This is a genomic window from Citrobacter sp. ANG330 (assembly GCF_047467925.1).
Classification (GTDB): Bacteria; Pseudomonadota; Gammaproteobacteria; order Enterobacterales; family Enterobacteriaceae; genus Citrobacter_A; species Citrobacter_A amalonaticus_G.
Genome location: NZ_JASJUI010000001.1, coordinates 236,626 through 261,752, shown reverse-complemented (window position 1 = coordinate 261,752; position 25,127 = coordinate 236,626). Strand labels below are relative to the sequence as shown.

Here is a 25,127-nt window from a genome sequence, read left to right as displayed (position 1 = left end):
CTTTGGGCATTATCGGCGGGTAGCGGCTTTTAACCCGCTGACGAATGCCTTCAGTTCCGCGAGCATCTGTTCAGGCTGCTCAACATTCTTCTCAATGATTTTGACGATTGCTGAACCGGAGATCGCGCCAGCGGCTCCGGCGTCAATGGCGGCAGATACCTGCTCCGGTGCCGAGATGCCAAACCCCTGCAAAGCAGGCGCTGCGTTGTACTCTTTCAACTTCTCTACCAGATGATGCAGCGGCAGCGCGGCGCGGTTTTCTGCGCCCGTCACCCCGGCGCGAGACAGCAGATAAGTATATCCCCGGCCATAAGAGGCGATCTGGCGCAGCAGGTCATCATCGGCATTGGGCGGGCAGATGAAGATCGGCGCAATATTGTGGCGCAGCGCCGCCTGACGGAATGGCGCAGACTCTTCCACCGGCACGTCGGCGACCAGAACCGAATCCACGCCGACCTCGGCACATTTGGCATAAAACGCGTCAATACCTTTGCTGAACACCAGATTCGCGTACATCAGCAGACCAATCGGAATGGTTGGATGCTTCTGGCGAATCGCAGCCAGCATTTCAAAACAGCGGGTCGGCGTGACGCCAGCGGCAAATGCGCGCAGCGTGGCGCTCTGAATGGTCGGGCCATCAGCGAGCGGATCGGAGAACGGGATCCCTAACTCCAGCGCATCCGCACCCGCCTCAACCAGGGCATCGATAATTTTTAGCGATTGCTCAACGCCAGGGTCGCCAAGCGTCACGAAGGGGACAAAAGCACCTTCCTTGCGATCGTTCAGTTGTGCAAACAGGCTTTCATAGCGTTCCATCAGATTTCCCCTCGCGCTTTCAGAATATCGTGTACCGTGAAAATGTCTTTGTCGCCGCGACCGGAAAGGTTAACCACCAACAGTTGCTCTTTATCCGGATTCTCGCGCATCATTTTCAGCGCGTGGGCCAGGGCGTGTGACGATTCGAGTGCGGGAATAATGCCTTCGTGCAGGCAGAGTGTTTTAAAGGCTTCCAGCGCTTCGTCATCGGTGATCGACACGTAGTCGGCGCGGCCGATGCTGTTAAGATACGCATGCTGCGGCCCGACAGACGGGAAGTCCAGACCCGCTGAAATGGAGTACGACTCCTCAATCTGGCCCTCGTCAGTCTGCATCATCGGCGCTTTCATGCCGAAATAGATCCCGACGCGGCCGTGCTTCAGCGGTGCACCGTGTTCTCCGGATTCGATTCCGTGACCACCCGGCTCCACGCCAATCAACCCCACGTCTGGCTCATTAATGAAATCGGCAAACATCCCGATGGCGTTGGAACCGCCGCCCACGCAGGCGAGAACCGCATCCGGCAGGCGACCCTCTTTTTCGAGGATTTGCGCTTTGGTCTCTTCGCCAATCATGCGCTGGAATTCACGTACGATGGTCGGGAAGGGATGCGGGCCAGCAGCGGTGCCGAGCATATAGTGCGCGGTGTCGTAACTGCCAGACCAGTCGCGCAGCGCCTCGTTACAGGCATCCTTCAGCGTGGCAGAGCCGCTATACACCGGAATCACTTCCGCGCCCATCAGGCGCATACGAAAGACGTTCGGCGACTGGCGCTCAACGTCTTTTGCGCCCATATAGATACGGCATTTCAGGCCGAGCAGGGCGCTGGCGAGCGCAGAGGCGACACCGTGCTGACCTGCGCCAGTTTCGGCAATAATCTCGGTTTTACCCATGCGTTTTGCCAGCAATGCCTGACCTAACACCTGGTTGGTTTTATGTGCGCCGCCGTGCAGCAAATCTTCACGCTTCAGGTACAGTGTGGTGCGGGTTCCGGCGGTGATGTTCTGACATTTCGTCAGCGCAGTGGGACGTCCCGCGTAGTTCTTCAGCAGATCGGTAAACTGGGCCTGAAATTCGGGATCTTTTTGCGCACTGACAAACGCGTCTTCCAGTTGACGCAGAGCAGGCATCAGGATCTGCGGCACATACATGCCACCGAATTCACCAAAGTAGGGGTTGAGTAATGTTGTCATGTCCTTTTCCTTAATATGCGCGCAGTGTCTGAAAGACCGAGGCCAGAAGGCGTGCATCTTTGATGCCCGGCTGTGACTCTACACCAGAATTAAAATCGAGACCGGCACAGCCGGTTTTAGCTGCGTCTACGCAGTTATCCGCGCCAAGACCGCCCGCCAGCAGCACGTTTTCGAGCGATTGCCCCTGCAAGAGCGACCAGTCAAAACGCTGACCGCTGCCGCCCTGGCCGTTATCCAGCACGTATTTGTCGACATGCTGATAGTCACGGGCAGGGAGCGTTTCGCCAACGCTCAGCGCCTTCCAGATCTGTACGCTTTCCGGCAGCGCGGCGCGTAGCGCATCAACATACACCTGGTCTTCGCGGCCATGCAGCTGCACGGCTTTCAGCGAAAGCTGTGTTGCTTTGTCACAAACGTCGGCGATGTCGTGATTACGGAATACGCCAACATACTGTAGCGGAGCGGCGGCCTGCACTGCACGGGCCTGTTCATCGCTGACAAAGCGTGGCGAAGAAGAGACAAAAATCAGGCCGCCGTATATCGCACCTGATTCGCACGCGGCTTTGGCATCTTCCGGGCGCGTCAGACCGCATACCTTATTTTCACCGAGCAGTACGCGGCGTACGGCGGCATTCAGATCGTCATGCGCCATCAGCGCGGAACCAATCAGGAAACCATTGGCAAAGTGGCTAAGCTCGCGAACCTGCGCATAGGTGTTGATCCCCGATTCACTAATCACCGTCACGCCGTGACCGAGTTTCGGCGCCAGTTGACGCGTACGGTTTAAATCAATCGACAGGTCGCGCAGGTCACGGTTGTTGATCCCGACCACTTTTGCACCGAGCGCAATAGCGCGTTCCAGCTCCTCTTCATTACTCACTTCCGTCAGCACGCCCATCTTCAGACTGTGCGCCACGGCAGAAAGCTGGCGATACTGCTCGTCGTCGAGTACCGAAAGCATCAGCAGACAGGCGTCGGCCTGATAGTGGCGCGCAAGGTAGATCTGGTAAGGGTCGATAATAAAGTCCTTACACAAAATCGGCTGCGGCGCGATGCGGCTTACAATCGGCAGAAAATCAAAACTGCCCTGGAAGTACTTCTCATCCGTCAGAACGGAAATGGCGGAGGCATAATGTTTGTACACCCCGGCAATCCGCGCCGGGTCGAAATCATCGCGGATCACGCCTTTAGACGGGGAGGCTTTCTTGCACTCCAGAATAAAGGCCGTACGCGCGCCCTGTAAGGCGTCATAAAAGTGACGTGAGCTGGGCTGGACATCGTTTTGAAAACTGGCCAACGGTTGCTGCTGTTTGCGGGCTTCCACCCAAATCGCCTTGTCTGCGACGATTTTCGCTAAAACGGTTTGCATCATTTACCCTCTTGCCGCCAGAGCGGTGACTCGGTCATAAGCGGAACCACTGCGTAATACCTCAAGAACGGTTTGCGCATTAGCCTTGAGATCTTCTTCACCATGCAGTCGCATCAGCATCGCGACGTTTGCGGCAACGGCAGCCTCGTGGGCGGCGTCACCTTTACCTTGTAATAAGCGTGTCAGAATGTCACGGTTTTCTTCCGGCGTGCCGCCTGCCAGTTGTTCCTGATGGTAAGGGGTCAGGCCGAAGTCATCCGCCGTTAGCTGATAACTTCTTATTTCGCCGTCATGCAGTTCCGCCACAATAGTCGGCGCATGCAGAGAGACTTCATCCATGCCGCCGCTGTGCACGACCGCGGCACGCTGGTAACCCAACACGCGCAGCGTTTCGGCAATCGGCAGTACCAGTTCAGGGCTGTAGACGCCAATCAGCGCCAGCGGCGGGTGTGCCGGGTTGATCAGCGGCCCAAGCACGTTGAACAGCGTACGGGTCTTCAACTGCTGGCGTACCGGCATCGCATGGCGGAAACCGGTGTGATACTTCGGCGCAAACAGGAAACAGACCCCCAGGTCGTCCAGCGCCTGGCGCGACTTGTCGGCATTCATGTCGAGATTGATACCGAAGGCAGCCAGCAGGTCCGACGAACCCGATTTGCTGGAGACGCTGCGGTTGCCGTGTTTAGCCACCTTCAGGCCGCATGCCGCGGCCACAAAGGCGCTGGCGGTAGAAATATTAATGCTGTTACTACCGTCGCCGCCGGTGCCGACAATGTCGGCGAACAGGTAGTCAGGGCGCGGGAATGGCGCTGCGTTTTCCAGTAAGGCGGTGGCCGCGCCGGCAATCTCATTCGGATGCTCGCCGCGAATCTTCATGCTGACCAGCGCGGCAGCCAGTTGTTCCGGTTTCAGTTCGCCGCGCACCACGGCGGAGAAGAGCTGGTGGCTTTCCTGCTGGCTCAGGGTCTGTGCCTGATACAGTTTTTCGAGGATCGGCTGCAAGGTATTGGTCGGCTCCAGCTTCTGCTGCGCCCAGGCCAGCGTCTGCTCAAGCAAACGTGCGCCATGGGTGGTCAGAATGGATTCCGGGTGGAACTGCAAACCACAAACGCGATCGGCGTCGTGACGCACCGCCATTACCATGCCGTTGAAATGGGCGTTAATGGTCAGGCCTGCCGGAACGTTGCTACCGATCAGGGAGTGATAGCGTGCAACCGGCAGCGGATTGGGCAGACCGGCAAACATCGCCTGACCGTCATGTTCAATGCTGGACGCCTTGCCGTGCAGGATCTCGCCAGCCTGACCGACGTAGCCACCGTAGGCTTCAACAATCGCCTGATGGCCCAGGCAGATGCCGATAATCGGCAGCTTACCACGCAGACGGGTCAGCAACTCCGGCATACAGCCTGCTTCACTGGGCACGCCAGGACCGGGAGAAAGGACCAGAATCGGGTTCTTCATGGTTGCCAGACGCTCAATCAGGGTCTGGGCCGGAATATGGTTACGGTAAATCACCACGTTATGACCGTGGGTACGCAGCTGATCTGCCAGGTTGTAGGTAAATGAGTCGATGTTATCGAGCAGCAGAATGTCAGCCATCAGAAAGTCTCCTGTGCGTGGTGCGCGGTGGCAATGGCACGCAGGACCGCGCGCGCTTTATTACGGGTTTCGTCGGCTTCTGACTGGGGAACAGAATCGAGTACAATTCCGGCGCCGGCCTGCACAGTGGCGATGCCGTCCTCCACCAGCGCGGAGCGGATCACTATGCAGGTATCCAGATCGCCGTGTGCGGTGAAGTAACCGACTGCGCCGCCATAGCTGCCGCGCCGGCGACCTTCGGCTTCGGCAATCAATTGCATTGCACGCACTTTCGGCGCGCCGCTGAGGGTGCCCATGTTCATGCAGGCGCGGTAGGCGTGAAGGACATCGAGATCGCTGCGCAATTCGCCAACGACGCGAGAGACCAGGTGCATAACGTGAGAATAACGATCAACCTTTGTCAGGTCGGCCACGTAGCGACTGCCCGGCGTACAGATGCGGGCGAGATCGTTACGTGCCAGATCAACCAGCATCAGATGTTCAGAAAGCTCTTTATGATCGGTACGCATTTCCAGTTCGATCCGGCTGTCGAGGTCGCGATCAAGCGTGCCGTCTGCGTGACGACCACGTGGGCGTGTACCGGCAATCGGATAGATTTCAATCTGACGGCTGGTAGCATCGTATTTCAGCGAGCTTTCCGGCGAGGCGCCAAACAGAGTGAAATCATTGTCCTGCATAAAGAACATGTATGGGCTGGGATTGCTTTTCTTCAGCACGTAATAAGCCGCCAGCGGCGACGGGCAGGGCAGAGAGAAGCGACGGGATGGGACCACCTGGAAAATTTCTCCGGCGCGAATCGCCTTTTGCATTGAGCGAACCACCGCGCCAAATTCTTCATCGCTCTGATCGCATTCGCAACGCATCTGCGGTACGGAAACGACCGGCAACGGCGGCGCAGGTTCCGCCAGTTGCTGGCTCAGACGCGCCAGACGTGCGGTGAGGCGCTGTTTCTCAGCGTCATTATCGCTGAACAGACTGGCCTGAATGCGAGTGCTTTGTTTCTGGTGGTCGATCACCATTAGCGTTTCCGCCAGATAGAAACAGTAGTCCGGGCAGCGGTTGCCGGCCTCAAGTTGCGGTAAATCTTCAAAACCGGCGACCAGGTCGTAAGCAAACAGACCGCCAAAGAACATCGCCTCGCGTTCCTGCGCCGGGACATTGACCAGTTCCTGCAACAGGCGGAAGGCGTCAAATACCGAGAGTGCGCACAGACGCGCGTCTTCATCTAATAACGTACTGATTGGGGGAAAACGCAGTACACGGCCTGCATCCTGATGTTCATTTTCAACGCCAGCGGGCAAAGCCACATCCAGCAGCGGCAGTAACGCTGCGCCATTGTCGGTTAATGCCTGAATAGTGACAGTGTCACTGATAGCGGTAATGCGCAGCGCACTGTCTACCAGCAACAGGCTTTTGAGATCGTCTTTGCTGTCAATATCCGCTGATTCCAGCAGCAACGTTGCCGGACGGTCGCCGCAAACCTGATGGAATAACTCCGTTGGGTTTTTGCGATAGGCGGCATCGCAGGTGATGAGTTCGAGTGTGGGTTTTGATGTCTGCATTGTTGTTCTCATTAATTTTGTTCAAAAAAAAGCCCGCTCTGTTGGCGGGCCGGGTATCTGGTGGCGATCTACACGCGAAATACACTGCCCGAAATCAGGAAGTGCGCCACCCACCGTGCAGAACGTATGTTGCTTTCATTTCGATACCCTTTTGCTTGTGAACTTTCGTACTAGTTAACTAGTTCGGTGGGTTATTGTCAACACCTGATTTCAGTAAATTTACCGGAACCGTTATGATGCACAGGAAAGAGTATTTTTTGAGAGACGGGAGTTCGCCTTGAGCGACACGAATTATGCAGTGATATATGACCTGCACAGTCACACTACGGCATCTGATGGACAACTGACGCCTGAAGCGTTAGTCCATCGTGCTGTCGAGATGCGCGTAGGCACGCTGGCGATTACCGACCATGACACCACAGCCGCCATTGGGGCGGCAAGCGAAGAAATTTCACGTTCAGGTCTGGCGCTGGACTTGATCCCAGGGGTTGAGATCTCAACGGTTTGGGAGAACCACGAAATTCATATCGTGGGACTGAACATTGACATTGAAAACCCGGCAATGTGCGCGTTTCTGGCGCAACAGACGGAGCGACGGCTACAGCGGGCACGACTGATTGCCGACAGACTGGAAAAAGCGCACATCACCGGCGCGTGGGAAGGGGCACTACGCCTTGCTGACGGTGGGGCAGTGACGCGCGGTCATTTCGCCCGTTATCTGGTGGAATGCGGCAAAGCGATGACCATGGCGGATGTATTCAAAAAGTATCTCGCACGTGGGAAAACAGGATACGTTCCGCCACAGTGGTGTACAATAGAACAAGCTATTGATGTCATTCATCATTCTGGCGGTAAGGCGGTACTGGCTCATCCTGGTCGGTACGATCTTAGTGCTAAATGGCTGAAAAGGCTGGTGGCGTATTTTGCGCAACATCGTGGTGATGCGATGGAAGTCGCGCAGTGCCAACAGTCCCCTAATGAGCGCACGCAACTGGCCACGCTCGCCCGCCAGCATCAGCTGTGGGCATCGCAAGGGTCTGATTTTCATCAGCCTTGTCCGTGGATCGAGTTGGGTCGCAAGCTCTGGCTGCCGGCAGGCGTTGAAGGCGTCTGGCAGATGTGGGAACAGCCGCAGAACACCACAGTGAGGGAAGTATGAGCCAGTTTTTTTATATTCATCCTGATAACCCGCAGCAGCGCCTGATCAACCAGGCGGTGGAGATTGTGCGTAAGGGAGGGGTGATTGTATATCCCACCGATTCCGGCTACGCGCTCGGGTGCAAAATTGAAGACAAAGGCGCGATGGAGCGGATTTGTCGTATTCGCCAGTTGCCGGATGGGCATAACTTCACCCTGATGTGTCGCGATCTGTCCGAACTGTCGACCTATTCCTTCGTCGACAACGTGGCATTTCGCCTGATCAAAAACAATACGCCGGGCAACTACACCTTTATTCTGAAGGGCACAAAAGAGGTGCCGCGACGGTTATTGCAGGAAAAACGTAAGACTATCGGTCTGCGCGTGCCGTCGAACCCGATCGCGCTCGAACTGTTGCAGGCGCTGGGCGAGCCGATGCTCTCCACCTCGCTGATGCTGCCGGGCAGTGAATTTACCGAGTCCGATCCAGAAGAAATTAAAGATCGACTGGAAAAGCAGGTGGACCTGATTATCCATGGCGGTTATCTGGGCCAGCAACCGACAACGGTGATCGATTTAACCGATGATTCCCCGGTTATCTTGCGCGAAGGCGTCGGAGACGTTAAACCTTTCTTATAAGGACGCAACTCTGTATACTACGCGGCCTTAAAATGGCGCTGAGAAGCGCCGTTGATTCTCCTGTTCGACGCCTGTGAAGGCGACAGCTAAAGGAAGCTCTATGAGCGAAAAGTTACAGAAAGTGCTGGCGCGCGCTGGCCACGGCTCCCGCCGTGAAATTGAATCTATCATTGCAGCAGGTCGCGTCAGCGTTGACGGCAAAATTGCCACGCTGGGCGATCGCGTTGAAGTGACTCCCGGCCTGAAAATTCGTATCGACGGTCACCTGATTTCGGTGAAAGAGTCGGCGGAACAAATTTGTCGCGTTCTGGCTTATTACAAGCCGGAAGGTGAACTGTGCACGCGTAACGACCCGGAAGGTCGTCCTACGGTGTTTGATCGCTTACCGAAACTGCGTGGAGCACGCTGGATTGCGGTAGGGCGTCTGGACGTCAATACCTGCGGTCTGCTGCTGTTCACCACCGATGGTGAACTGGCGAACCGCTTAATGCACCCAAGCCGTGAAGTTGAACGTGAATACGCGGTGCGCGTTTTTGGCCAGGTTGACGATGCTAAACTGCGCGATCTGAGCCGTGGCGTGCAGCTGGAAGACGGTCCGGCGGCGTTCAAAACCATCAAATTCAGCGGTGGTGAAGGGATCAACCAGTGGTATAACGTCACCCTGACCGAAGGGCGCAACCGTGAAGTGCGTCGCCTGTGGGAAGCGGTTGGCGTGCAGGTCAGTCGCCTGATACGCGTGCGCTACGGCGATATTCCGCTGCCGAAAGGTCTGCCGCGCGGCGGCTGGACGGAACTGGATCTCGCCCAGACCAACTATCTGCGTGAGCTGGTGGAACTGGAGCCCGAAACCACCTCGAAAGTGGCGGTAGAGAAAGATCGTCGTCGCATGAAGGCAAATCAGATTCGCCGTGCGGTGAAGCGCCATAGCCAGGTGAGCGGCGGTCGTCGTGCTGGCGGTCGTAATAACAACGGTTAATCCGCTATCCCGTAACGCTAAAAGGCCCCGAGGGGCCTTTTTTATATTTCAAAGTAGACTCACTTCAATAATTAGTCGCAGAACCACAATTTCATTTCATACTTGCTCATGAACTCTAAAAAAAACGCTGCTATTACGCTTTTAATATCTGCAACAGATATTAAGGTGGGCTATGAACATTCATCTTCCTCTTTTACTTATCGCCCTGAGTATATCAGGATGCGCAACTGATACTTTAAAAAATGAGCATGCTGCCTCGGTAATTGTCGCAGGAAATAAAACTGTTGATGCCAATGCGGAATTTTTCAGACAATACTATGCGTCGCGAGAAAAATATATTGTAAACTTTTACGCGACGAACCCTGACTGTTCACCCACACCTGATTACACACTGTATATTGATAGCGAGTCATCATCCCTTTGCCAGGATAAAAGCAGGCGTGCAAAAGCCATCACTAACAAAATTCATCTCGTTCCGATAGAAAGAGAAAAACTATTAGCCTCACTTGAAATTATACAGAGCATGAGTGCTTATACAGAAATGCTAACTGAAGCTCGGGATGTCAAAGACAGCAAGGCTGTTGTCTTGCTTAATAAAGCTCTGGATCATGCTAATAACGCAGGGACGCTGTTGGCCCTGCCTGAGGGGACCGATCTGTCTGGTACAGCAAAAGCCATAAAGGATCTGACTTCCTATTTTAACGCATTGTATAAAGAGAGAGAAAGTGCAGAAATTACGGGTAAAGCGGTTAAAGAAAACTGGCAGAGGGTACAATCAAACCTTATTGATCTACGCAATGATATTGCGACCAGGTCACAGAGGATGAATAAGAATACTTATGCCAGTACTGTAAATGCTTTCCATTATTATGATAAAGCCAAAGAGACTGAGTTCAAAACGTTTAAAAGCAAACAGGAATTTTTGGCGCCGGCGGTCGCCGTTAACGAAGGTCGTCTGAGAATGTCCGACCCCGCAGCGCCTGCAATAGAGGCTATCAATACCTTTATTAAGAATGGTGAAAAATTAAATGACCTTTACAATAATAAAAAACTGAGCGAGGAGGATATTAAGCGAAAAAGAGAGATTATTCGACAACAAATTATCGGCGGTTTACAGGCATCTGAAGGGCTGGCGAAATTACTGGTCAAAAGTGGGCTGTTATTTTAGGAGGCAATGATGAATGAAGTACAAAACCGAAGGGTTCTGGCGCTACTGGATATGCTCTTTTATGCGCTGGGTAATAAAACGGAATGTGATATATGCCATAAATTCTTTCTTCTTGTGCTGGCGCTCGGCAATAATCTGACAACCCACTATGGCACACGGACCTCACCGGAACTGAGTGCTATCAGTTACGACGACGCCAACGCCTTGATTACAGAATTGCTGCTGTTTATTAATGATGTTGATGTAGATAACCACAGTGCGTACACCGATCATTTTGACGAAATTAAACGCCTGATGAGCCCGGCAATCGCCGATCAGGAATGAATATGCAGAAAGCCCCCTCAGCGCGTGGGTAGCACCGAGGGGCCTTTTTTAATAGTCGATACCCATCTGGGCTTTGACCCCTGCCTCAAAGGCATGTTTGACAGGCCGCAGTTCACTGACGGTATCGGCCAGTTCCAGAATATCCCGATGGCAGCCGCGACCGGTGATGATAACCGTCTGGTGAGACGGGCGTGCATTCAGCGCGTTAATCACCTCAGCAAGCGGCAGATAATCGTATGCCACCATATAGGTCAGTTCGTCCAGCAACACCATGTCCAGTTGCGGATCGGCAAGCATCCGTTTGCCGTGCTCCCATACTGCCAGACAGGCCGCCGTGTCGGCTTCGCGATTCTGCGTCTCCCAGGTAAACCCTGTTGCCATCACCTGAAATTCAACGCCGTGCGGCTCCAGCAGGTTACGCTCGCCGTTGGGCCAGGTTCCCTTGATAAATTGCACGACACCGACCTTTTTACCGTGCCCCACTGCGCGAGTGGCAGTACCGAAGGCGGCGGTGGTCTTTCCTTTCCCGTTGCCGGTGAAAACAATCACGATGCCTCGCTCGTCCTGAGCCTGGGCGACCCGGGCGTCAACCCGGTCCTTCACACGCTGCTGGCGCTGCTGATAACGTTCTTCACTCATTGGGCGATTCCTGGTTTACGGCCCGGTTGGGCGTCGAAGGTCATGCCGGTTTTGCGGCGGCTATCATCGCCCATCAGCCACAGGTAGAGCGGCATAATATCGGCGGGTGTTTTGAGTTTTTGCGGGTCTTCTGTCGGAAAGGCGTTGGCGCGCATCCCGGTACGGGTGCCGCCAGGATTGATGCAATTCACGCGCAGAGGGCGGTTCTGGTATTCGTCTGCCAGTACCTGCATCATCCCTTCGGTAGCAAATTTCGAGGCGGCGTAGGCGCCCCAGTTGGCGCGCCCCTGCTGGCCCACGCTGGAGGAGGTGAAGACTAACGATCCGGAATCTGACTTAAGTAATAAAGGAAGCAATGCCTGGGTCAGCATAAAGGTCGCGTTGACGTTGACCTGCATGACGTCCTGCCAGACCTGTGGATCCTGCTCGATCATGGGGCAGACATCGCCCAGCAATCCGGCATTGTGTAAGACGCCGTCCAGTCGCGGATAGTGACCGGCGACGCGCTCGGCCAGTTGATGACACTCATCAGCGGTGCAGGTTAACAGATCAAGCGTAAACCACTGCGGCTGACGGCCTGTTTGCTGGGCAATTTTGTCGGCGACGTGGCGTAATTTCTCATCATTACGGCCGAGCAAAATGACGCTGGCGCCGTAGCGAGCGTAGGTCAGGGCCGCTTCACGGCCAATGCCGTCGCTGGCGCCGGTCACCAGAATAATGCGATCCTGCAGGAGGTCTTGTTTCGGTTGATAATGCATGGGGACTCCTCGGCGACATGCCTGGTCGCTCTGCTTCTCGTTGGTGTGTCGGGTTTATGCCTGAAACAGGCGCCAATTTCAATCAGCCAACGGCGATAACGCCCTAAAATGAACACTTTGTCATACTTTTATCCATCCGCATATCCCGCGAGACGACGCATTACGCCTGAGGTACACTGAGCCGACGCTAAGTTGTTTAACCAAGGTGGGACCTGTGGAATTGTTGTCTGAATATGGCTTGTTTTTAGCAAAAATTGTGACCGTTGTGCTGGCTATCGCGGCGATTGCCACCATTATCGTGAATGTTGCCCAACGTAAGCGCCAGCGTGGCGAACTGCGGGTTACCAACCTCAGTGAACAATATAAAGAAATGAAGGATGAACTGGCGATGGCGCTGCTGGATAGCCATCAACAGAAACTCTGGCATAAAGCGCAGAAGAAAAAGCATAAACAGGAAGCGAAAGCCGCCAAAGTGAAAGCCAAACGGGGCGAGAGCGACACGTCGGATAGACCGCGTGTCTGGGTGCTGGATTTTAAAGGCAGTATGGATGCCCACGAGGTCAGTTCTCTGCGTGAAGAGGTAACGGCCGTACTGGCGGTGGTGAAACCGCAGGACCAGGTCGTGGTACGTCTGGAAAGCCCTGGCGGCGTTGTTCACGGCTATGGCCTCGCCGCATCACAACTGCAACGCTTACGCGATAAGAAAATTCCGCTGACCGTGACGGTGGATAAAGTCGCGGCGAGTGGCGGTTACATGATGGCCTGTGTGGCGGATAAAATTGTCTCCGCCCCCTTTGCGATTGTCGGTTCGATTGGCGTGGTTGCGCAGATCCCCAACTTCAACCGTTTTCTGAAAGGCAAGGATATTGATATTGAGTTGCATACCGCCGGACAGTACAAGCGGACGCTGACGCTGCTGGGTGAAAACACTGAAGAAGGGCGGCAGAAATTCCGCGAAGATTTGAATGAAACCCATCACCTGTTTAAAGATTTTGTCCATCGTATGCGTCCGACTCTGGACATTGAACAGGTTGCGACAGGCGAACACTGGTACGGGCAGCAGGCGCTGGAGAAAGGGCTTATTGATGAGATAAATACCAGTGACGAGGTGATCCTGGGGCTGATGGAAGGACGAGAGGTGCTGAACGTTCGCTATCTGCAACGGAAGAAACTGGTGGATCGGGTGACAGGCAGTGCTGCGGAAAGTGCCGATCGACTGCTACTGCGCTGGTGGCAGCGTGGACAAAAACCGTTGATGTAATAGGCGGTATTAACGAAAAACGCGAGGCTCTCAGGCCTCGCGTTTTTGCTTTAATCGATCAGGTGATACTTTTCAGAAAGCACATGCGCCAGATGTTTAAACATATTGAACACGGCAGTGCTCTTTGGCGTGGGTAGGCCTTGCTCGTCTAAAAAGTAATCCCCACTGAAGACCAACACGCCATTTCGCTGGGTTACACCGGTGGCAACGATGCCCGCCAGCGTATCTTCATGCTCACGAATGATTTTGTTGGCTTCAATCAATAGCGTTTCGCGATCGATAGGTTGTGTCTCTTTGCGCATTTTTTACTCCTTAAACAAGGGCATTAGTCTACGCCGACCCACTCTTTTGGGCAAATATTCCCTCAATGTGTACAAGGGGTTGTCAACCTTTGCTGACTGGCAGGATTTGGTTTTGCATGCTAATAAAGTTGCGTAACGAATTTTATCAGGTACAGTGTGACGCTTTCGTCAACCAGGCAACAGATTTGCTTGACATTCGACCGAAATTCCGTCGTGCTATAGCGCCTCTGTGCGGAAAAACCTGTTAACTCAGTCACCTGGCTATTAAATGTACAAAGTCAGTACAAGGGGTTGATATCTGCAGATGCAGGGACCATATCCGTGGCTCGTCGCCAGTGGATGGTGTATCAACGTGCGACGCATTCCTGGAAGAATCAAATTAGGTAAAGGTGAATATGGGTAAAGCTCTTGTCATCGTTGAGTCCCCGGCAAAAGCCAAAACGATCAACAAGTATCTGGGTAATGACTACGTGGTTAAGTCCAGCGTGGGTCATATCCGTGATTTGCCGACCAGTGGCTCAGCAGCTAAAAAGAGCGCCGACTCTACCTCCACCAAAACGGCTAAGAAGCCCAAAAAGGATGAACGTGGCGCGCTCGTCAACCGTATGGGCGTTGACCCGTGGCACAACTGGGACGCGCACTATGAGGTGCTGCCCGGTAAAGAGAAGGTCGTCTCTGAACTGAAACAACTGGCTGAAAAGGCCGACCACATCTATCTCGCAACCGACCTTGACCGCGAAGGGGAAGCCATTGCATGGCACCTGCGGGAAGTGATCGGCGGTGATGACACGCGATACAGCCGCGTGGTGTTTAACGAAATTACCAAGAATGCGATTCGTCAGGCGTTTGAAAAGCCTGGCGAACTGAATATTGATCGGGTTAACGCTCAGCAGGCGCGTCGCTTTATGGACCGCGTGGTGGGCTATATGGTCTCGCCGCTGTTGTGGAAAAAGATTGCCCGAGGCCTGTCAGCTGGTCGAGTACAGTCCGTGGCGGTGCGTCTGGTTGTTGAGCGGGAACGCGAAATTAAAGCGTTTGTTCCGGAAGAGTTCTGGGAAATCGATGCCAACACCACGACGCCTTCCGGCGACGCGCTGCCATTGCAGGTAACCCATCAGAACGACAAGCCGTTCCGTCCGGTGAACCGCGAGCAGACGCTTGCGGCGGTGAGCCTGCTGGAGAAAGCCCGCTACAGCGTTCTGGAACGTGAAGACAAGCCGACCAGCAGCAAGCCGGGCGCGCCGTTTATCACCTCCACCCTGCAACAGGCGGCCAGCACGCGTCTCGGTTTTGGCGTGAAAAAGACCATGATGATGGCGCAGCGCTTGTACGAAGCGGGTTACATCACCTACATGCGTACCGACTCGACCAACCTGAGTCAGGATGCCGTCAATATGGTGCGCGGTTACATTGGCGACAATTTTGGTAAGAAGTATCTGCCGGAAAGTCCGAATCAGTACGCCAGCAAAGAAAACTCACAGGAAGCGCACGAAGCGATTCGTCCTTCTGATGTCTCTGTGCTGGCGGAAACGCTGAAAGATATGGAAGCTGATGCGCAGAAACTGTATCAGTTAATCTGGCGTCAGTTTGTTGCCTGTCAGATGACCCCGGCGCAGTACGACTCCACCACGCTGACCGTTGGCGCAGGGGATTTCCGTCTGAAAGCGCGTGGCCGTATTCTGCGCTTCGACGGCTGGACGAAAGTGATGCCGGCGCTGCGTAAAGGTGATGAAGACCGGACGCTGCCCGCCGTCAATAAAGGCGATGCGCTGTCTCTGGTTGAACTGACCCCCGCTCAGCACTTCACCAAACCACCGGCGCGCTTCAGTGAAGCCTCGCTGGTGAAAGAGCTGGAAAAACGCGGAATTGGTCGTCCGTCGACCTATGCGTCGATCATTTCGACCATTCAGGATCGTGGCTACGTGCGGGTGGAAAACCGTCGCTTCTATGCGGAAAAAATGGGTGAGATTGTTACCGACCGCCTGGAAGAGAATTTCCGCGAGCTGATGAACTACGATTTCACCGCGCAGATGGAAAACAGCCTCGACCAGGTCGCGAATCACGAAACCGAATGGAAAGGCGTGCTCGATAACTTCTTCAGTGATTTTACTCAGCAACTGGATAAAGCGGAGAAAGATCCGGAAGAGGGCGGAATGCGTCCGAACCAGATGGTGTTGACCAGCATCGACTGCCCAACCTGTGGGCGCAAAATGGGGATTCGTACCGCCAGTACCGGCGTGTTCCTCGGTTGCTCGGGTTATGCGTTGTCGCCGAAAGAGCGCTGCAAAACCACCATTAACCTGGTGCCGGAAAACGAAGTCCTGAATGTGCTGGAAGGCGATGACGCGGAAACCAACGCCCTGCGCGCCAAACGCCGTTGCCAGAAGTGCGGCACGGCGATGGACAGCTACCTGATCGATCCGAAGCGTAAGCTGCACGTTTGTGGTAATAACCCGACCTGCGATGGCTACGAGATCGAAGAAGGCGAATTCCGTATCAAAGGGTATGACGGTCCGATCGTTGAGTGCGAAAAATGTGGCTCTGAGATGCACCTGAAGATGGGTCGTTTCGGTAAGTACATGGCGTGCACTAACGACGAGTGTAAAAACACCCGTAAGATCCTGCGTAATGGTGAAGTGGCGCCGCCGAAAGAAGATCCGGTTCCGCTGCCTGAGTTGCCGTGTGAAAAATCGGATGCGTATTTCGTGCTGCGTGATGGCGCTGCCGGGGTTTTCCTGGCTGCCAATACCTTCCCGAAATCGCGTGAAACGCGTGCGCCGCTGGTGGAAGAGCTATACCGCTTCCGCGATCGTCTGCCGGAAAAACTGCGTTATCTGGCCGATGCGCCGCAACAGGATCCGCAAGGCAATAAAACGCTGGTGCGTTTTAGCCGTAAGACCAAACAGCAGTATGTTGCCGCTGAAAAAGACGGGAAAGCGACCGGCTGGTCCGCCTTCTTTGTTGACGGCAAATGGGTCGAAGGCAAGAAGTAACCGCCACGGGCTGTTGTGCTGAAGAGGGTCGCGGAAGCGGCCCTTTTTTTGTTCTTATAGCGGGCTTATTATTTTTTACTCATCCCTATACAGTCCGGTTATTAATGATATAGTGGTTATAGTTAACGGCTTTTTTATTATTAAATCGTATTAGCAGTGCATTCTTGTCTGCTCTGAAACGATGATCTGATGGCGCTAATCTGGATGGTTTAACATGAAATTACAGCAGCTTCGCTATATCGTTGAGGTGGTGAACCACAACCTTAATGTCTCCTCCACCGCGGAAGGACTTTATACCTCGCAACCGGGTATCAGTAAGCAGGTCCGCATGCTGGAAGATGAACTTGGCATCCAGATTTTTGCCCGTAGCGGTAAGCATCTGACTCAGGTGACGCCGGCAGGCCAGGAGATTATCCGTATTGCGCGTGAAGTGCTGTCTAAAGTGGATGCGATAAAATCCGTTGCCGGTGAACATACCTGGCCAGATAAGGGTTCACTCTATATTGCAACGACGCATACCCAGGCACGTTATGCGCTGCCGAATGTGATTAAAGGCTTTATTGAGCGCTACCCTCGCGTGTCGCTGCACATGCACCAGGGATCGCCGACGCAGATTGCTGAAGCGGTTTCTAAAGGGAATGCAGATTTTGCCATTGCCACGGAAGCGCTGCATCTGTATGACGATCTGGTGATGCTGCCGTGCTATCACTGGAACCGCTCGATTGTGGTGACGCCGGAACATCCGCTGGCCAATAAAGCGTCGGTGACGATTGAAGAGCTGGCGCAGTATCCGCTGGTGACGTATACCTTTGGCTTTACGGGGCGTTCTGAACTGGATACCGCTTTTAACCGTGCAGGTCTGACGCCACGTATTGTCTTTACGGCGACTGACGCTGATGTGATCAAAACCTACGTGCGTTTAGGCTTAGGGGTAGGGGTGATTGCCAGTATGGCCGTCGACCCGCAGTCTGACCCGGATCTGGTTCGTGTGGACGCCCATGACGTTTTCAGTCACAGCACAACCAAAATCGGTTTTCGTCGCAGCACGTTCCTGCGCAGTTATATGTATGATTTCATTCAACGCTTCGCACCGCATTTAACGCGAGATGTGGTCGATACCGCCGTGGCGTTGCGCTCAAATGAAGAAATTGAAGCGATGTTTAAAGATATAAAATTACCTGAAAAGTAATCGTCACAAGAAAAGATCGGTATCTTTTGTTCGCAGGGGATACCGAAAGTTTTAATTAAATCACACTTCCTTTATTCAGGCTGAAACAATAACTTTAACCATACATAAATTATGGGTAATCGGCCATAAAGTAGTGTCTTATTCCCCGCCTCGCAAATTTCCCCTTTCAAATATTTATTTTCGATCAAAAGATTGATTTATTCACTGGAAACGATTCGTAAATTCGCTGGATTTTTGACTAAAGTTTCATTAGGATTTGTCTCATCTGATGATTAATTGTACCGATTGTTGGTGCTTAAATGATAAGTGATACCGATTGTATGAGGTTAGCAATGCCGTCTGAAAACCAGGAACCGCGTCGGGACCCTGAGATGAAACGCAAAGCATGGCTTGCGGTTTTCCTGGGCTCAGCGCTGTTTTGGGTCGTGATTGCACTGCTTATCTGGAATGCCTGGGGGTAAAAATGGTTGTTCACGACTCACAACAGACCTCGTTGCCCACATGTCACTCCGATGACAGAGTGCGAGAAACGAAAAAAGGTGCGTGCGTGAAAACTGTTCCTGAAGCCTGGAAGCTGACTCAACCCCAGCAAGCATTTATTGCATTATTCGATGTAGACGATGAACAGAAACAATAATCGTCACCATTTTTATTACCGTTTTTGTACCGATAAATTATCGGCGGTAAGCTTTTAACGTTACACCACAGCAATAAACGTTGAGAAAACTCAACACAATGTATTAAACAAAAACAGGTGTAGCCGATGATGACTGCAAATATGAAATACTGGTCCTGGATGGGAGCATTTTCCGTCTCGCTGATTTTTTGGGCTGAACTGTTCTGGATCGTGATAAATTAATCTTAAACCTTCCGCCTGATAGTGTTGCTCAGCCCTGCATGTGGCCTGAGCAACGCATTGATATCGAAAGTGTTCAGGACGGATAAGGCGTAGTCGCCACCCGACATAAACACAAATCTACAGGTAGTCAGCAATCTGAAACCTCGCTGTGGCGAGGTTTTCGTTTCTTTTCCCTCATATACGCGCTTGTCCTCTCTTGTCTGTTCGCCGTTCGGTTTTTCCTCTTTTATCAATTTGGGTTGTTATCAAAACGTTACAGTGTGTTTGTGTTATCTTTAATATTCACCCTGAGGAGATCAGGGCATCGCAACCCTGTCATTAAGGAGGAGCTATGTCGTCAACCCTACGAGAAGCCAGTAAGGACACACTGCAGGCCAAAGACAAAACCTACCACTACTACAGTCTGCCGCTGGCTGCGAAATCTTTGGGCGACATCACCCGTCTGCCCAAGTCACTGAAAGTCCTACTGGAGAACCTGCTGCGCTGGCAGGATGGCGATTCGGTTACCCAGGACGATATCCAGGCGCTGGCCGGCTGGCTAAAAAATGCCCATGCCGATCGCGAAATTGCTTACCGGCCCGCGCGGGTGTTAATGCAGGATTTTACCGGCGTCCCGGCCGTGGTGGATCTCGCCGCCATGCGCGAAGCGGTAAAACGCCTGGGTGGCGATACCGCAAAAGTGAATCCTTTATCACCGGTGGATCTGGTGATCGACCACTCCGTCACCGTTGACCATTTTGGCGATGACGATGCGTTCGAAGAGAACGTGCGTCTCGAAATGGAACGTAACCACGAGCGTTACATGTTTCTTAAATGGGGTCAGCAGGCCTTCAGTCGCTTCAGCGTCGTGCCGCCAGGAACCGGTATTTGCCACCAGGTTAACCTCGAATACCTTGGCAAAGCGGTGTGGAGCGAATTGCAGGACGGTGAATGGGTGGCTTATCCGGACACGCTGGTCGGCACCGACTCACACACCACCATGATTAACGGTCTGGGCGTTCTGGGCTGGGGCGTGGGCGGTATCGAGGCTGAAGCAGCAATGCTGGGACAACCTGTCTCAATGCTGATCCCGGATGTGGTGGGTTTCAAACTGACCGGAAAACTGCGTGAAGGGATAACTGCAACCGACCTTGTGTTAACCGTCACCCAAATGCTGCGTAAGCACGGCGTGGTTGGCAAATTTGTCGAATTCTATGGCGACGGGCTGGATTCCTTACCGCTGGCCGACCGCGCCACTATCGCCAATATGTCACCAGAATATGGTGCGACCTGCGGCTTCTTCCCCATTGACGGCGTGACGCTGGACTATATGCGCCTTAGCGGGCGCAGTGAAGATCAAATCGAACTGGTTGAGAAATACGCGAAGGCGCAGGGGATGTGGCGCAATACCGGCGATGAACCCGTCTTCACCAGCACGCTGGCGCTGGATATGAATGATGTCGAGGCGAGCCTCGCCGGACCGAAACGTCCGCAGGATCGCGTCGCGCTGGGTGATGTGCCGAAAGCATTTGCCGCCAGCAGTGAACTGGAACTCAATACCGCGCAGAAAGACCGCCAGCCGGTAGACTATATGCTGAACGGCCAACACTATCAGTTACCGGATGGTGCAGTGGTGATCTCGGCCATCACGTCCTGTACGAACACCTCTAACCCGAGCGTATTGATGGCCGCAGGCCTGTTGGCCAAAAAAGCCGTAACGCTTGGGCTGAAGCGTCAACCGTGGGTGAAAGCCTCGCTGGCGCCAGGATCGAAAGTGGTCTCGGATTATCTGGCAAAGGCGAAACTGACGCCGTATCTCGATGAGTTGGGTTTTAACCTTGTGGGATATGGCTGTACGACCTGTATCGGTAACTCAGGGCCACTGCCGGAACCTATCGAAACCGCGATTAAGAAGGGCGATCTGACCGTGGGTGCTGTGTTGTCGGGCAACCGTAATTTTGAAGGTCGTATCCATCCGCTGGTGAAAACTAACTGGCTGGCGTCACCTCCGCTGGTTGTTGCGTACGCCCTTGCGGGGAATATGAACATCAACCTGGAGAAAGATCCGCTCGGCCACGATCGCAAAGGCGATCCGGTTTACCTGAAAGATATCTGGCCGTCGGCGCAGGAGATTGCCCGTGCGGTGGAGTTGGTTTCTTCAGAAATGTTCCGCAAAGAATATGCGGAGGTATTTGAAGGGACACCAGAGTGGAAAGCAATCAATGTTGATCGCTCAGACACCTATGGCTGGCAAAATGATTCAACCTACATTCGTTTGTCGCCTTTCTTTGATGAGATGCTGGCGGAACCCGCTCCGGTGACCGACATACACGGCGCACGCATTCTGGCAATGCTGGGGGATTCCGTGACCACCGACCACATTTCTCCTGCCGGGAGTATTAAAGCGGACAGTCCCGCCGGGCGTTATCTGCAAAGTCACGGCGTGGAACGCAAAGACTTCAACTCCTACGGTTCGCGACGCGGTAACCACGAAGTGATGATGCGCGGAACGTTCGCTAACATCCGCATTCGCAACGAAATGGTGCCGGGTGTGGAAGGAGGAATGACGCGATATCTTCCCGGCACTGAGGTGTTGTCTATCTATGATGCGGCAATGCAGTATCAGCAGAAGAAAATCCCGCTGGCAGTTATTGCCGGCAAAGAATATGGTTCGGGTTCCAGTCGTGACTGGGCCGCAAAAGGGCCAAGACTGCTGGGCATTCGCGTGGTTATTGCGGAGTCGTTTGAACGTATTCACCGCTCAAACCTGATTGGGATGGGGATCCTGCCTCTGGAATTCCCGCAGGGCGTGACGCGTAAAACGCTGGGACTGACCGGGGAAGAGGCTATCGATATTGCCGATCTGCAAAAACTGAAACCTGGCGCTACCGTACCGGTGACGTTAACCCGGGCTGACGGGAGCAAAGAGGTGGTGCAGTGCCGCTGTCGTATTGATACCGCCACCGAGCTGACCTATTACCAGAACGACGGTATTTTGCACTATGTCATTCGTAATATGTTGAAATAAAAATAAAAAAGCCTGCATCACACGATGCAGGTTTTTCTTTAACGCATGACTTACTTACTCAACAAGTGACCCATCTTGGCCGCTTTGGTATCCAGATAATGTTCATTATTGGGATTACGGCCCACAATCAGCGGTACACGCTCCACGATATTGATACCTGCCTCAGTGAGGATCTCGACTTTCTTCGGGTTATTGGTGAGCAGGCGTACTTCATCAACGCCCAGCAGTTTGAACATATCTGCGCAGAGGGTGAAATCACGTTCATCAGCGGCAAAGCCTAACTGGTGGTTAGCCTCTACGGTGTCGTAGCCCTGATCCTGCAATGCATAGGCGCGAATCTTATTGAGCAGACCGATGTTACGTCCTTCCTGACGATGATAAAGCAGGATACCGCGTCCTTCCTCCGCGATATGCGTCAGGGCGGCTTCCAGTTGAAAACCACAGTCGCAGCGCAGACTGAACAGGGCATCGCCCGTCAGACATTCTGAATGGACACGGGCCAGAACCGGCGTCTGACCTGAAATATCACCATACACTAACGCGACATGATCGTGCCCGGTTGCCAGTTCTTCAAATCCCACCATCAGGAAATCGCCCCATGGGGTTGGCAGTTTGGCTTCTGCCACTCGTTTAAGCTGCATGTGTTTCTCCAGATAATGCCGGCACGCGATGTTGTGCCGTTGCCTGTTGGCTTATTTTCTTATTTTGCCATAAGGCAACGGACTTCACCTAATCGCTGCCGCGCAATCATCATGCGAATGGCACAAATCTGTCAATTTCCCCGGACAGGGAATTTTTCGGTTATGATTGTGACACTTATCCGTAAAAGAGGTGTTCATGCTGTCGATTGCAAAGCGTACTACGGTGGGAGCGGGATTATTGTTGATTATGCCTGTTGCCGTGTGGGTGTCCGGCTGGCGCTGGCAACCGGGACATGACTCCAGGTGGCTAAAGGCGATGTACTGGATAACTGAAACGGTCACCCAACCGTGGGGCATTATCACGCATGTTATTCTCTGTGGCTGGTTTTTATGGTGTTTACGCTTTCGCCTCAAAGCGGCGGTGATGCTTTTTGCTATTCTGGCGGGCGCGATCCTGATAGGTCAGGGCGTTAAGTCATGGGTCAAAGAACGGGTACAGGAGCCTCGTCCATTCGTGATATGGCTGGAAAAAACGCATCATATCCCGGTTTATGAGTTCTACACTTTAAAACGGAAGGAGCGCAGTGCTCTGGTGAAGACGCAGCTCTCAACCCAGCAGGATATTCCGCTCTTCTTGCGTCAGCACTGGCAAAAAGAGACCGGATTTGCGTTTCCGTCTGGTCACACGATGTTTGCGGCAAGCTGGGCGCTGCTCGCCGTTGGGTTGTTGTGGCCTCGCCGGAGGACGCTGACGATTGCTATTTTACTGGTGTGGGCGACAGGGGTTATGGGCAGCCGAATGCTGTTGGGCATGCACTGGCCGCGCGATCTGGTGGTCGCAACGCTAATCTCATGGGCGTTGGTGACACTGGCGACCTGGCTTGCGCAGCGTTTCTGTGGGCCGCTCATGCCGCCAGCAGAAGAAAGGCAGGAGATTGCTGAACGTGAGCAAAACGGCTAGCCAGGGTTGATTTTTTCTGGTTTGCCCTTAAATCATCCGAAAGCCGGGTGCTTTCCATTTCGCACACGCCGTGAAAATGGTAATTTAAAAGGCTAAATGCGGTAAGTTGAACACGATTTATTCGCTTAAACCACATAACGGGAAGTAATGTGAAATATTTACTCATTTTCTTACTGGTGTTGGCGATATTTGTTATCTCGGTAACATTGGGTGCGCAGAACGATCAACAGGTGACCTTTAATTACCTGTTGGCTCAGGGGGAGTATCGTATCTCAACCCTGCTGGCCGTTTTGTTCGCTGCGGGATTCGCCATTGGTTGGTTAATCTGTGGTCTTTTCTGGCTGCGGGTTCGTGTTTCTCTGGTGCGTGCTGAACGTAAAATTAAACGACTGGAAAGCCAGCTCTCGCCTGCGACAGACGTTGTGGTGACGTCTGGTACGTCGGTCGCGAAGGAATAACCGTTTATGCTGGAGTTGTTGTTTCTGCTTTTACCTGTTGCTGCCGCCTATGGCTGGTATATGGGTCGCAGAAGTGCGCAACAAACAAAACAGGATGAAGCTAACCGCCTGTCCCGCGATTATGTCGCGGGGGTTAACTTCCTCCTGAGCAACCAACAAGATAAAGCGGTGGATCTGTTCCTCGATATGTTGAAAGAGGATACCGGCACCGTTGAGGCTCATCTCACTCTCGGAAACCTGTTTCGCTCTCGCGGCGAGGTCGACCGCGCCATCCGTATTCACCAGACTCTCATGGAAAGCGCCTCGCTGACCTATGAACAGCGGCTACTGGCGGTTCAGCAGTTAGGCCGCGATTACATGGCCGCCGGCTTATATGACCGGGCGGAAGATATGTTTAATCAGCTTACCGATGAAACGGATTTTCGCGTCGGCGCGTTGCAGCAGCTGTTGCAGATTTATCAGGCAACCAGCGACTGGCAGAAGGCCATTGAGGTTGCGGAACGGCTGGTCAAACTGGGTAAAGATAAGCAACGTATCGAAATCGCCCATTTTTACTGTGAACTGGCGTTGCAGCAGATGGGCAGCGACGACATGGATCGCGCCATGACATTGCTGAAAAAAGGGGCTGCGGCGGACAAAAATAGCGCCAGAGTTTCTATTATGATGGGGCGTGTCTGGATGGCGAAGGGCGATTACGCGAAGGCCGTTGAATGTCTCCAGCGGGTGATTTCCCAGGATAAAGAACTGGTCAGTGAAACGCTGGAAATGCTCCAGACCTGCTATCAACAGTCAGGCAAAAACGAGGAATGGGCGGAGTTCTTGCGCCGTGCTGTCGAAGAAAATACCGGCGCTGCTGCAGAATTGATGCTGGCCGATATTCTCGAGGCCCGCGAAGGGACGGAAACGGCGCAGGTGTATATTACCCGACAGCTTCAGCGTCACCCGACGATGCGCGTTTTTCATAAACTGATGGACTATCACCTTAACGAAGCCGAAGAGGGGCGTGCGAAAGAGAGCCTGATGGTGCTGCGCGATATGGTGGGCGAGCAGGTGCGCAGCAAGCCGCGCTACCGCTGCGCTAAATGCGGTTTTACCGCGTATACCCTGTACTGGCATTGTCCTTCCTGCCGCGCCTGGTCAACGATCAAACCGATTCGCGGCCTTGATGGATTGTAATTTTTAAAAAGATCCCGTTTTAGTTACAACATACTAATGCGTTAATTCGCATCTCCATATCAGCCTCTGTGCCACATCGTCTGGCAGAAATGCAATCGCG

At 53.4% G+C, this 25,127-nt stretch carries 23 protein-coding genes and 1 other annotated feature; of the genes, 14 read left to right on the top strand and 9 right to left on the bottom strand.

Annotation, left to right across the window (positions count from 1 at the left end; translation table 11 throughout):
* Nucleotides 1-9: 9 nt before the first annotated feature.
* Genes trpA through QNN88_RS01200 form a run of 5 tightly spaced genes read right to left on the bottom strand, consistent with a single transcriptional unit; the run spans nucleotide 10 to nucleotide 6,539 of the window.
* On the bottom strand, nucleotides 10-816 hold the full coding sequence (gene trpA, locus QNN88_RS01220; protein WP_414238631.1) for a tryptophan synthase subunit alpha: 807 nt from the start codon (nucleotides 814-816) through the stop codon (nucleotides 10-12).
* Complete coding sequence (gene trpB, locus QNN88_RS01215; RefSeq protein WP_414238630.1) at nucleotides 816-2,009, bottom strand: tryptophan synthase subunit beta; 1,194 nt, start codon at nucleotides 2,007-2,009, stop codon at nucleotides 816-818. The genes trpA and trpB overlap by 1 nt, the downstream gene beginning before the upstream one ends.
* Before the next feature lie 10 nt (nucleotides 2,010-2,019).
* Complete coding sequence (gene trpCF / locus QNN88_RS01210) at nucleotides 2,020-3,381, bottom strand: bifunctional indole-3-glycerol-phosphate synthase TrpC/phosphoribosylanthranilate isomerase TrpF (protein WP_414238629.1); 1,362 nt, start codon at nucleotides 3,379-3,381, stop codon at nucleotides 2,020-2,022.
* The gene (gene trpD / locus QNN88_RS01205; protein ID WP_414238628.1) at nucleotides 3,382-4,977 is read right to left on the bottom strand and encodes a bifunctional anthranilate synthase glutamate amidotransferase component TrpG/anthranilate phosphoribosyltransferase TrpD; all 1,596 of its coding nucleotides are present in this window, start codon (nucleotides 4,975-4,977) and stop codon (nucleotides 3,382-3,384) included. It lies immediately after the preceding gene.
* Nucleotides 4,977-6,539 carry an anthranilate synthase component 1 gene (locus QNN88_RS01200; RefSeq protein ID WP_414238627.1) on the bottom strand — a complete coding sequence of 521 codons (1,563 nt, stop codon included), beginning with the start codon at nucleotides 6,537-6,539 and terminating at the stop codon, nucleotides 4,977-4,979. Before QNN88_RS01200 ends, trpD begins: the two co-directional genes overlap by 1 nt.
* A 23-nt stretch (nucleotides 6,540-6,562) precedes the next feature.
* Nucleotides 6,563-6,657: a sequence feature (Trp leader region), on the bottom strand.
* A 159-nt stretch (nucleotides 6,658-6,816) separates the two neighbouring features.
* On the opposite strand from QNN88_RS01200, the gene rnm reads away from it, so the two are divergent.
* From rnm to QNN88_RS01175, 5 genes are all read left to right on the top strand, one after another.
* Entirely contained in the window at nucleotides 6,817-7,698 is an 882-nt protein-coding gene (gene rnm, locus QNN88_RS01195; protein WP_414238626.1) for an RNase RNM, read from the top strand.
* Complete coding sequence (locus QNN88_RS01190; RefSeq protein ID WP_414238625.1) at nucleotides 7,695-8,315, top strand: L-threonylcarbamoyladenylate synthase; 621 nt, start codon at nucleotides 7,695-7,697, stop codon at nucleotides 8,313-8,315. Before rnm ends, QNN88_RS01190 begins: the two co-directional genes overlap by 4 nt.
* A gap of 100 nt (nucleotides 8,316-8,415) precedes the next feature.
* On the top strand, nucleotides 8,416-9,291 hold the full coding sequence (gene rluB, locus QNN88_RS01185) for a 23S rRNA pseudouridine(2605) synthase RluB (protein WP_043000531.1): 876 nt from the start codon (nucleotides 8,416-8,418) through the stop codon (nucleotides 9,289-9,291).
* A gap of 172 nt (nucleotides 9,292-9,463) precedes the next feature.
* Complete coding sequence (locus QNN88_RS01180) at nucleotides 9,464-10,459, top strand: hypothetical protein (protein ID WP_414238624.1); 996 nt, start codon at nucleotides 9,464-9,466, stop codon at nucleotides 10,457-10,459.
* 6 nt (nucleotides 10,460-10,465) lie between these two features.
* Nucleotides 10,466-10,783 carry a hypothetical protein gene (locus tag QNN88_RS01175; protein ID WP_414238623.1) on the top strand — a complete coding sequence of 106 codons (318 nt, stop codon included), beginning with the start codon at nucleotides 10,466-10,468 and terminating at the stop codon, nucleotides 10,781-10,783.
* 48 nt (nucleotides 10,784-10,831) lie between these two features.
* Here the strand turns inward: QNN88_RS01175 and cobO are convergent, their stop codons facing one another.
* Together cobO and QNN88_RS01165 are read right to left on the bottom strand one after the other, a co-directional pair.
* Complete coding sequence (cobO, locus tag QNN88_RS01170) at nucleotides 10,832-11,422, bottom strand: cob(I)yrinic acid a,c-diamide adenosyltransferase (RefSeq protein ID WP_414238622.1); 591 nt, start codon at nucleotides 11,420-11,422, stop codon at nucleotides 10,832-10,834.
* Nucleotides 11,419-12,180 (bottom strand): YciK family oxidoreductase, encoded by a 762-nt coding sequence (locus QNN88_RS01165; RefSeq protein WP_414238621.1) that lies wholly within the window; start codon nucleotides 12,178-12,180, stop codon nucleotides 11,419-11,421. Before QNN88_RS01165 ends, cobO begins: the two co-directional genes overlap by 4 nt.
* Before the next feature lie 214 nt (nucleotides 12,181-12,394).
* Between QNN88_RS01165 and sohB the strand changes: the two genes are divergently transcribed.
* Complete coding sequence (sohB, locus tag QNN88_RS01160) at nucleotides 12,395-13,441, top strand: protease SohB (RefSeq protein ID WP_414238620.1); 1,047 nt, start codon at nucleotides 12,395-12,397, stop codon at nucleotides 13,439-13,441.
* A 50-nt stretch (nucleotides 13,442-13,491) separates the two neighbouring features.
* On the opposite strand, the gene QNN88_RS01155 is transcribed toward sohB, so the two are convergent.
* Nucleotides 13,492-13,743, bottom strand: coding sequence for a YciN family protein (locus QNN88_RS01155; protein WP_042318668.1), 252 nt, complete (start codon nucleotides 13,741-13,743; stop codon nucleotides 13,492-13,494).
* Between the two features lie 395 nt (nucleotides 13,744-14,138).
* Between QNN88_RS01155 and topA the strand changes: the two genes are divergently transcribed.
* The 5 genes from topA to acnA all read left to right on the top strand — a co-directional run bounded on the left by topA (nucleotide 14,139) and on the right by acnA (nucleotide 21,791).
* A complete protein-coding gene (gene topA, locus QNN88_RS01150; protein ID WP_414238619.1) occupies nucleotides 14,139-16,736 on the top strand; it encodes a type I DNA topoisomerase in 2,598 nt (865 codons plus the stop codon).
* Between the two features lie 214 nt (nucleotides 16,737-16,950).
* Nucleotides 16,951-17,925, top strand: coding sequence for an HTH-type transcriptional regulator CysB (gene cysB, locus QNN88_RS01145; protein WP_414238618.1), 975 nt, complete (start codon nucleotides 16,951-16,953; stop codon nucleotides 17,923-17,925).
* A 320-nt stretch (nucleotides 17,926-18,245) separates the two neighbouring features.
* Entirely contained in the window at nucleotides 18,246-18,386 is a 141-nt protein-coding gene (locus QNN88_RS01140; protein WP_212807457.1) for a YmiA family putative membrane protein, read from the top strand.
* A gap of 302 nt (nucleotides 18,387-18,688) precedes the next feature.
* Nucleotides 18,689-18,784 carry a small membrane protein YmiC gene (ymiC, locus tag QNN88_RS01135; protein WP_414238617.1) on the top strand — a complete coding sequence of 32 codons (96 nt, stop codon included), beginning with the start codon at nucleotides 18,689-18,691 and terminating at the stop codon, nucleotides 18,782-18,784.
* A 331-nt stretch (nucleotides 18,785-19,115) separates the two neighbouring features.
* On the top strand, nucleotides 19,116-21,791 hold the full coding sequence (acnA, locus tag QNN88_RS01130; RefSeq protein ID WP_414238616.1) for an aconitate hydratase AcnA: 2,676 nt from the start codon (nucleotides 19,116-19,118) through the stop codon (nucleotides 21,789-21,791).
* A gap of 50 nt (nucleotides 21,792-21,841) precedes the next feature.
* Here the strand turns inward: acnA and ribA are convergent, their stop codons facing one another.
* Nucleotides 21,842-22,432 (bottom strand): GTP cyclohydrolase II, encoded by a 591-nt coding sequence (ribA, locus tag QNN88_RS01125; protein WP_044257729.1) that lies wholly within the window; start codon nucleotides 22,430-22,432, stop codon nucleotides 21,842-21,844.
* Nucleotides 22,433-22,628: 196 nt separating this feature from the next.
* Between ribA and pgpB the strand changes: the two genes are divergently transcribed.
* The 3 genes from pgpB to lapB all read left to right on the top strand — a co-directional run bounded on the left by pgpB (nucleotide 22,629) and on the right by lapB (nucleotide 25,027).
* On the top strand, nucleotides 22,629-23,393 hold the full coding sequence (gene pgpB / locus QNN88_RS01120; RefSeq protein ID WP_414238615.1) for a phosphatidylglycerophosphatase B: 765 nt from the start codon (nucleotides 22,629-22,631) through the stop codon (nucleotides 23,391-23,393).
* Nucleotides 23,394-23,542: 149 nt separating this feature from the next.
* Nucleotides 23,543-23,851, top strand: a complete 309-nt coding sequence (locus QNN88_RS01115) for a LapA family protein (protein WP_414238614.1) — start codon at nucleotides 23,543-23,545, stop codon at nucleotides 23,849-23,851.
* A 6-nt stretch (nucleotides 23,852-23,857) separates the two neighbouring features.
* Nucleotides 23,858-25,027, top strand: coding sequence for a lipopolysaccharide assembly protein LapB (lapB, locus tag QNN88_RS01110; protein ID WP_414238613.1), 1,170 nt, complete (start codon nucleotides 23,858-23,860; stop codon nucleotides 25,025-25,027).
* The last annotated feature ends 100 nt before the right edge of the window (nucleotides 25,028-25,127 follow it).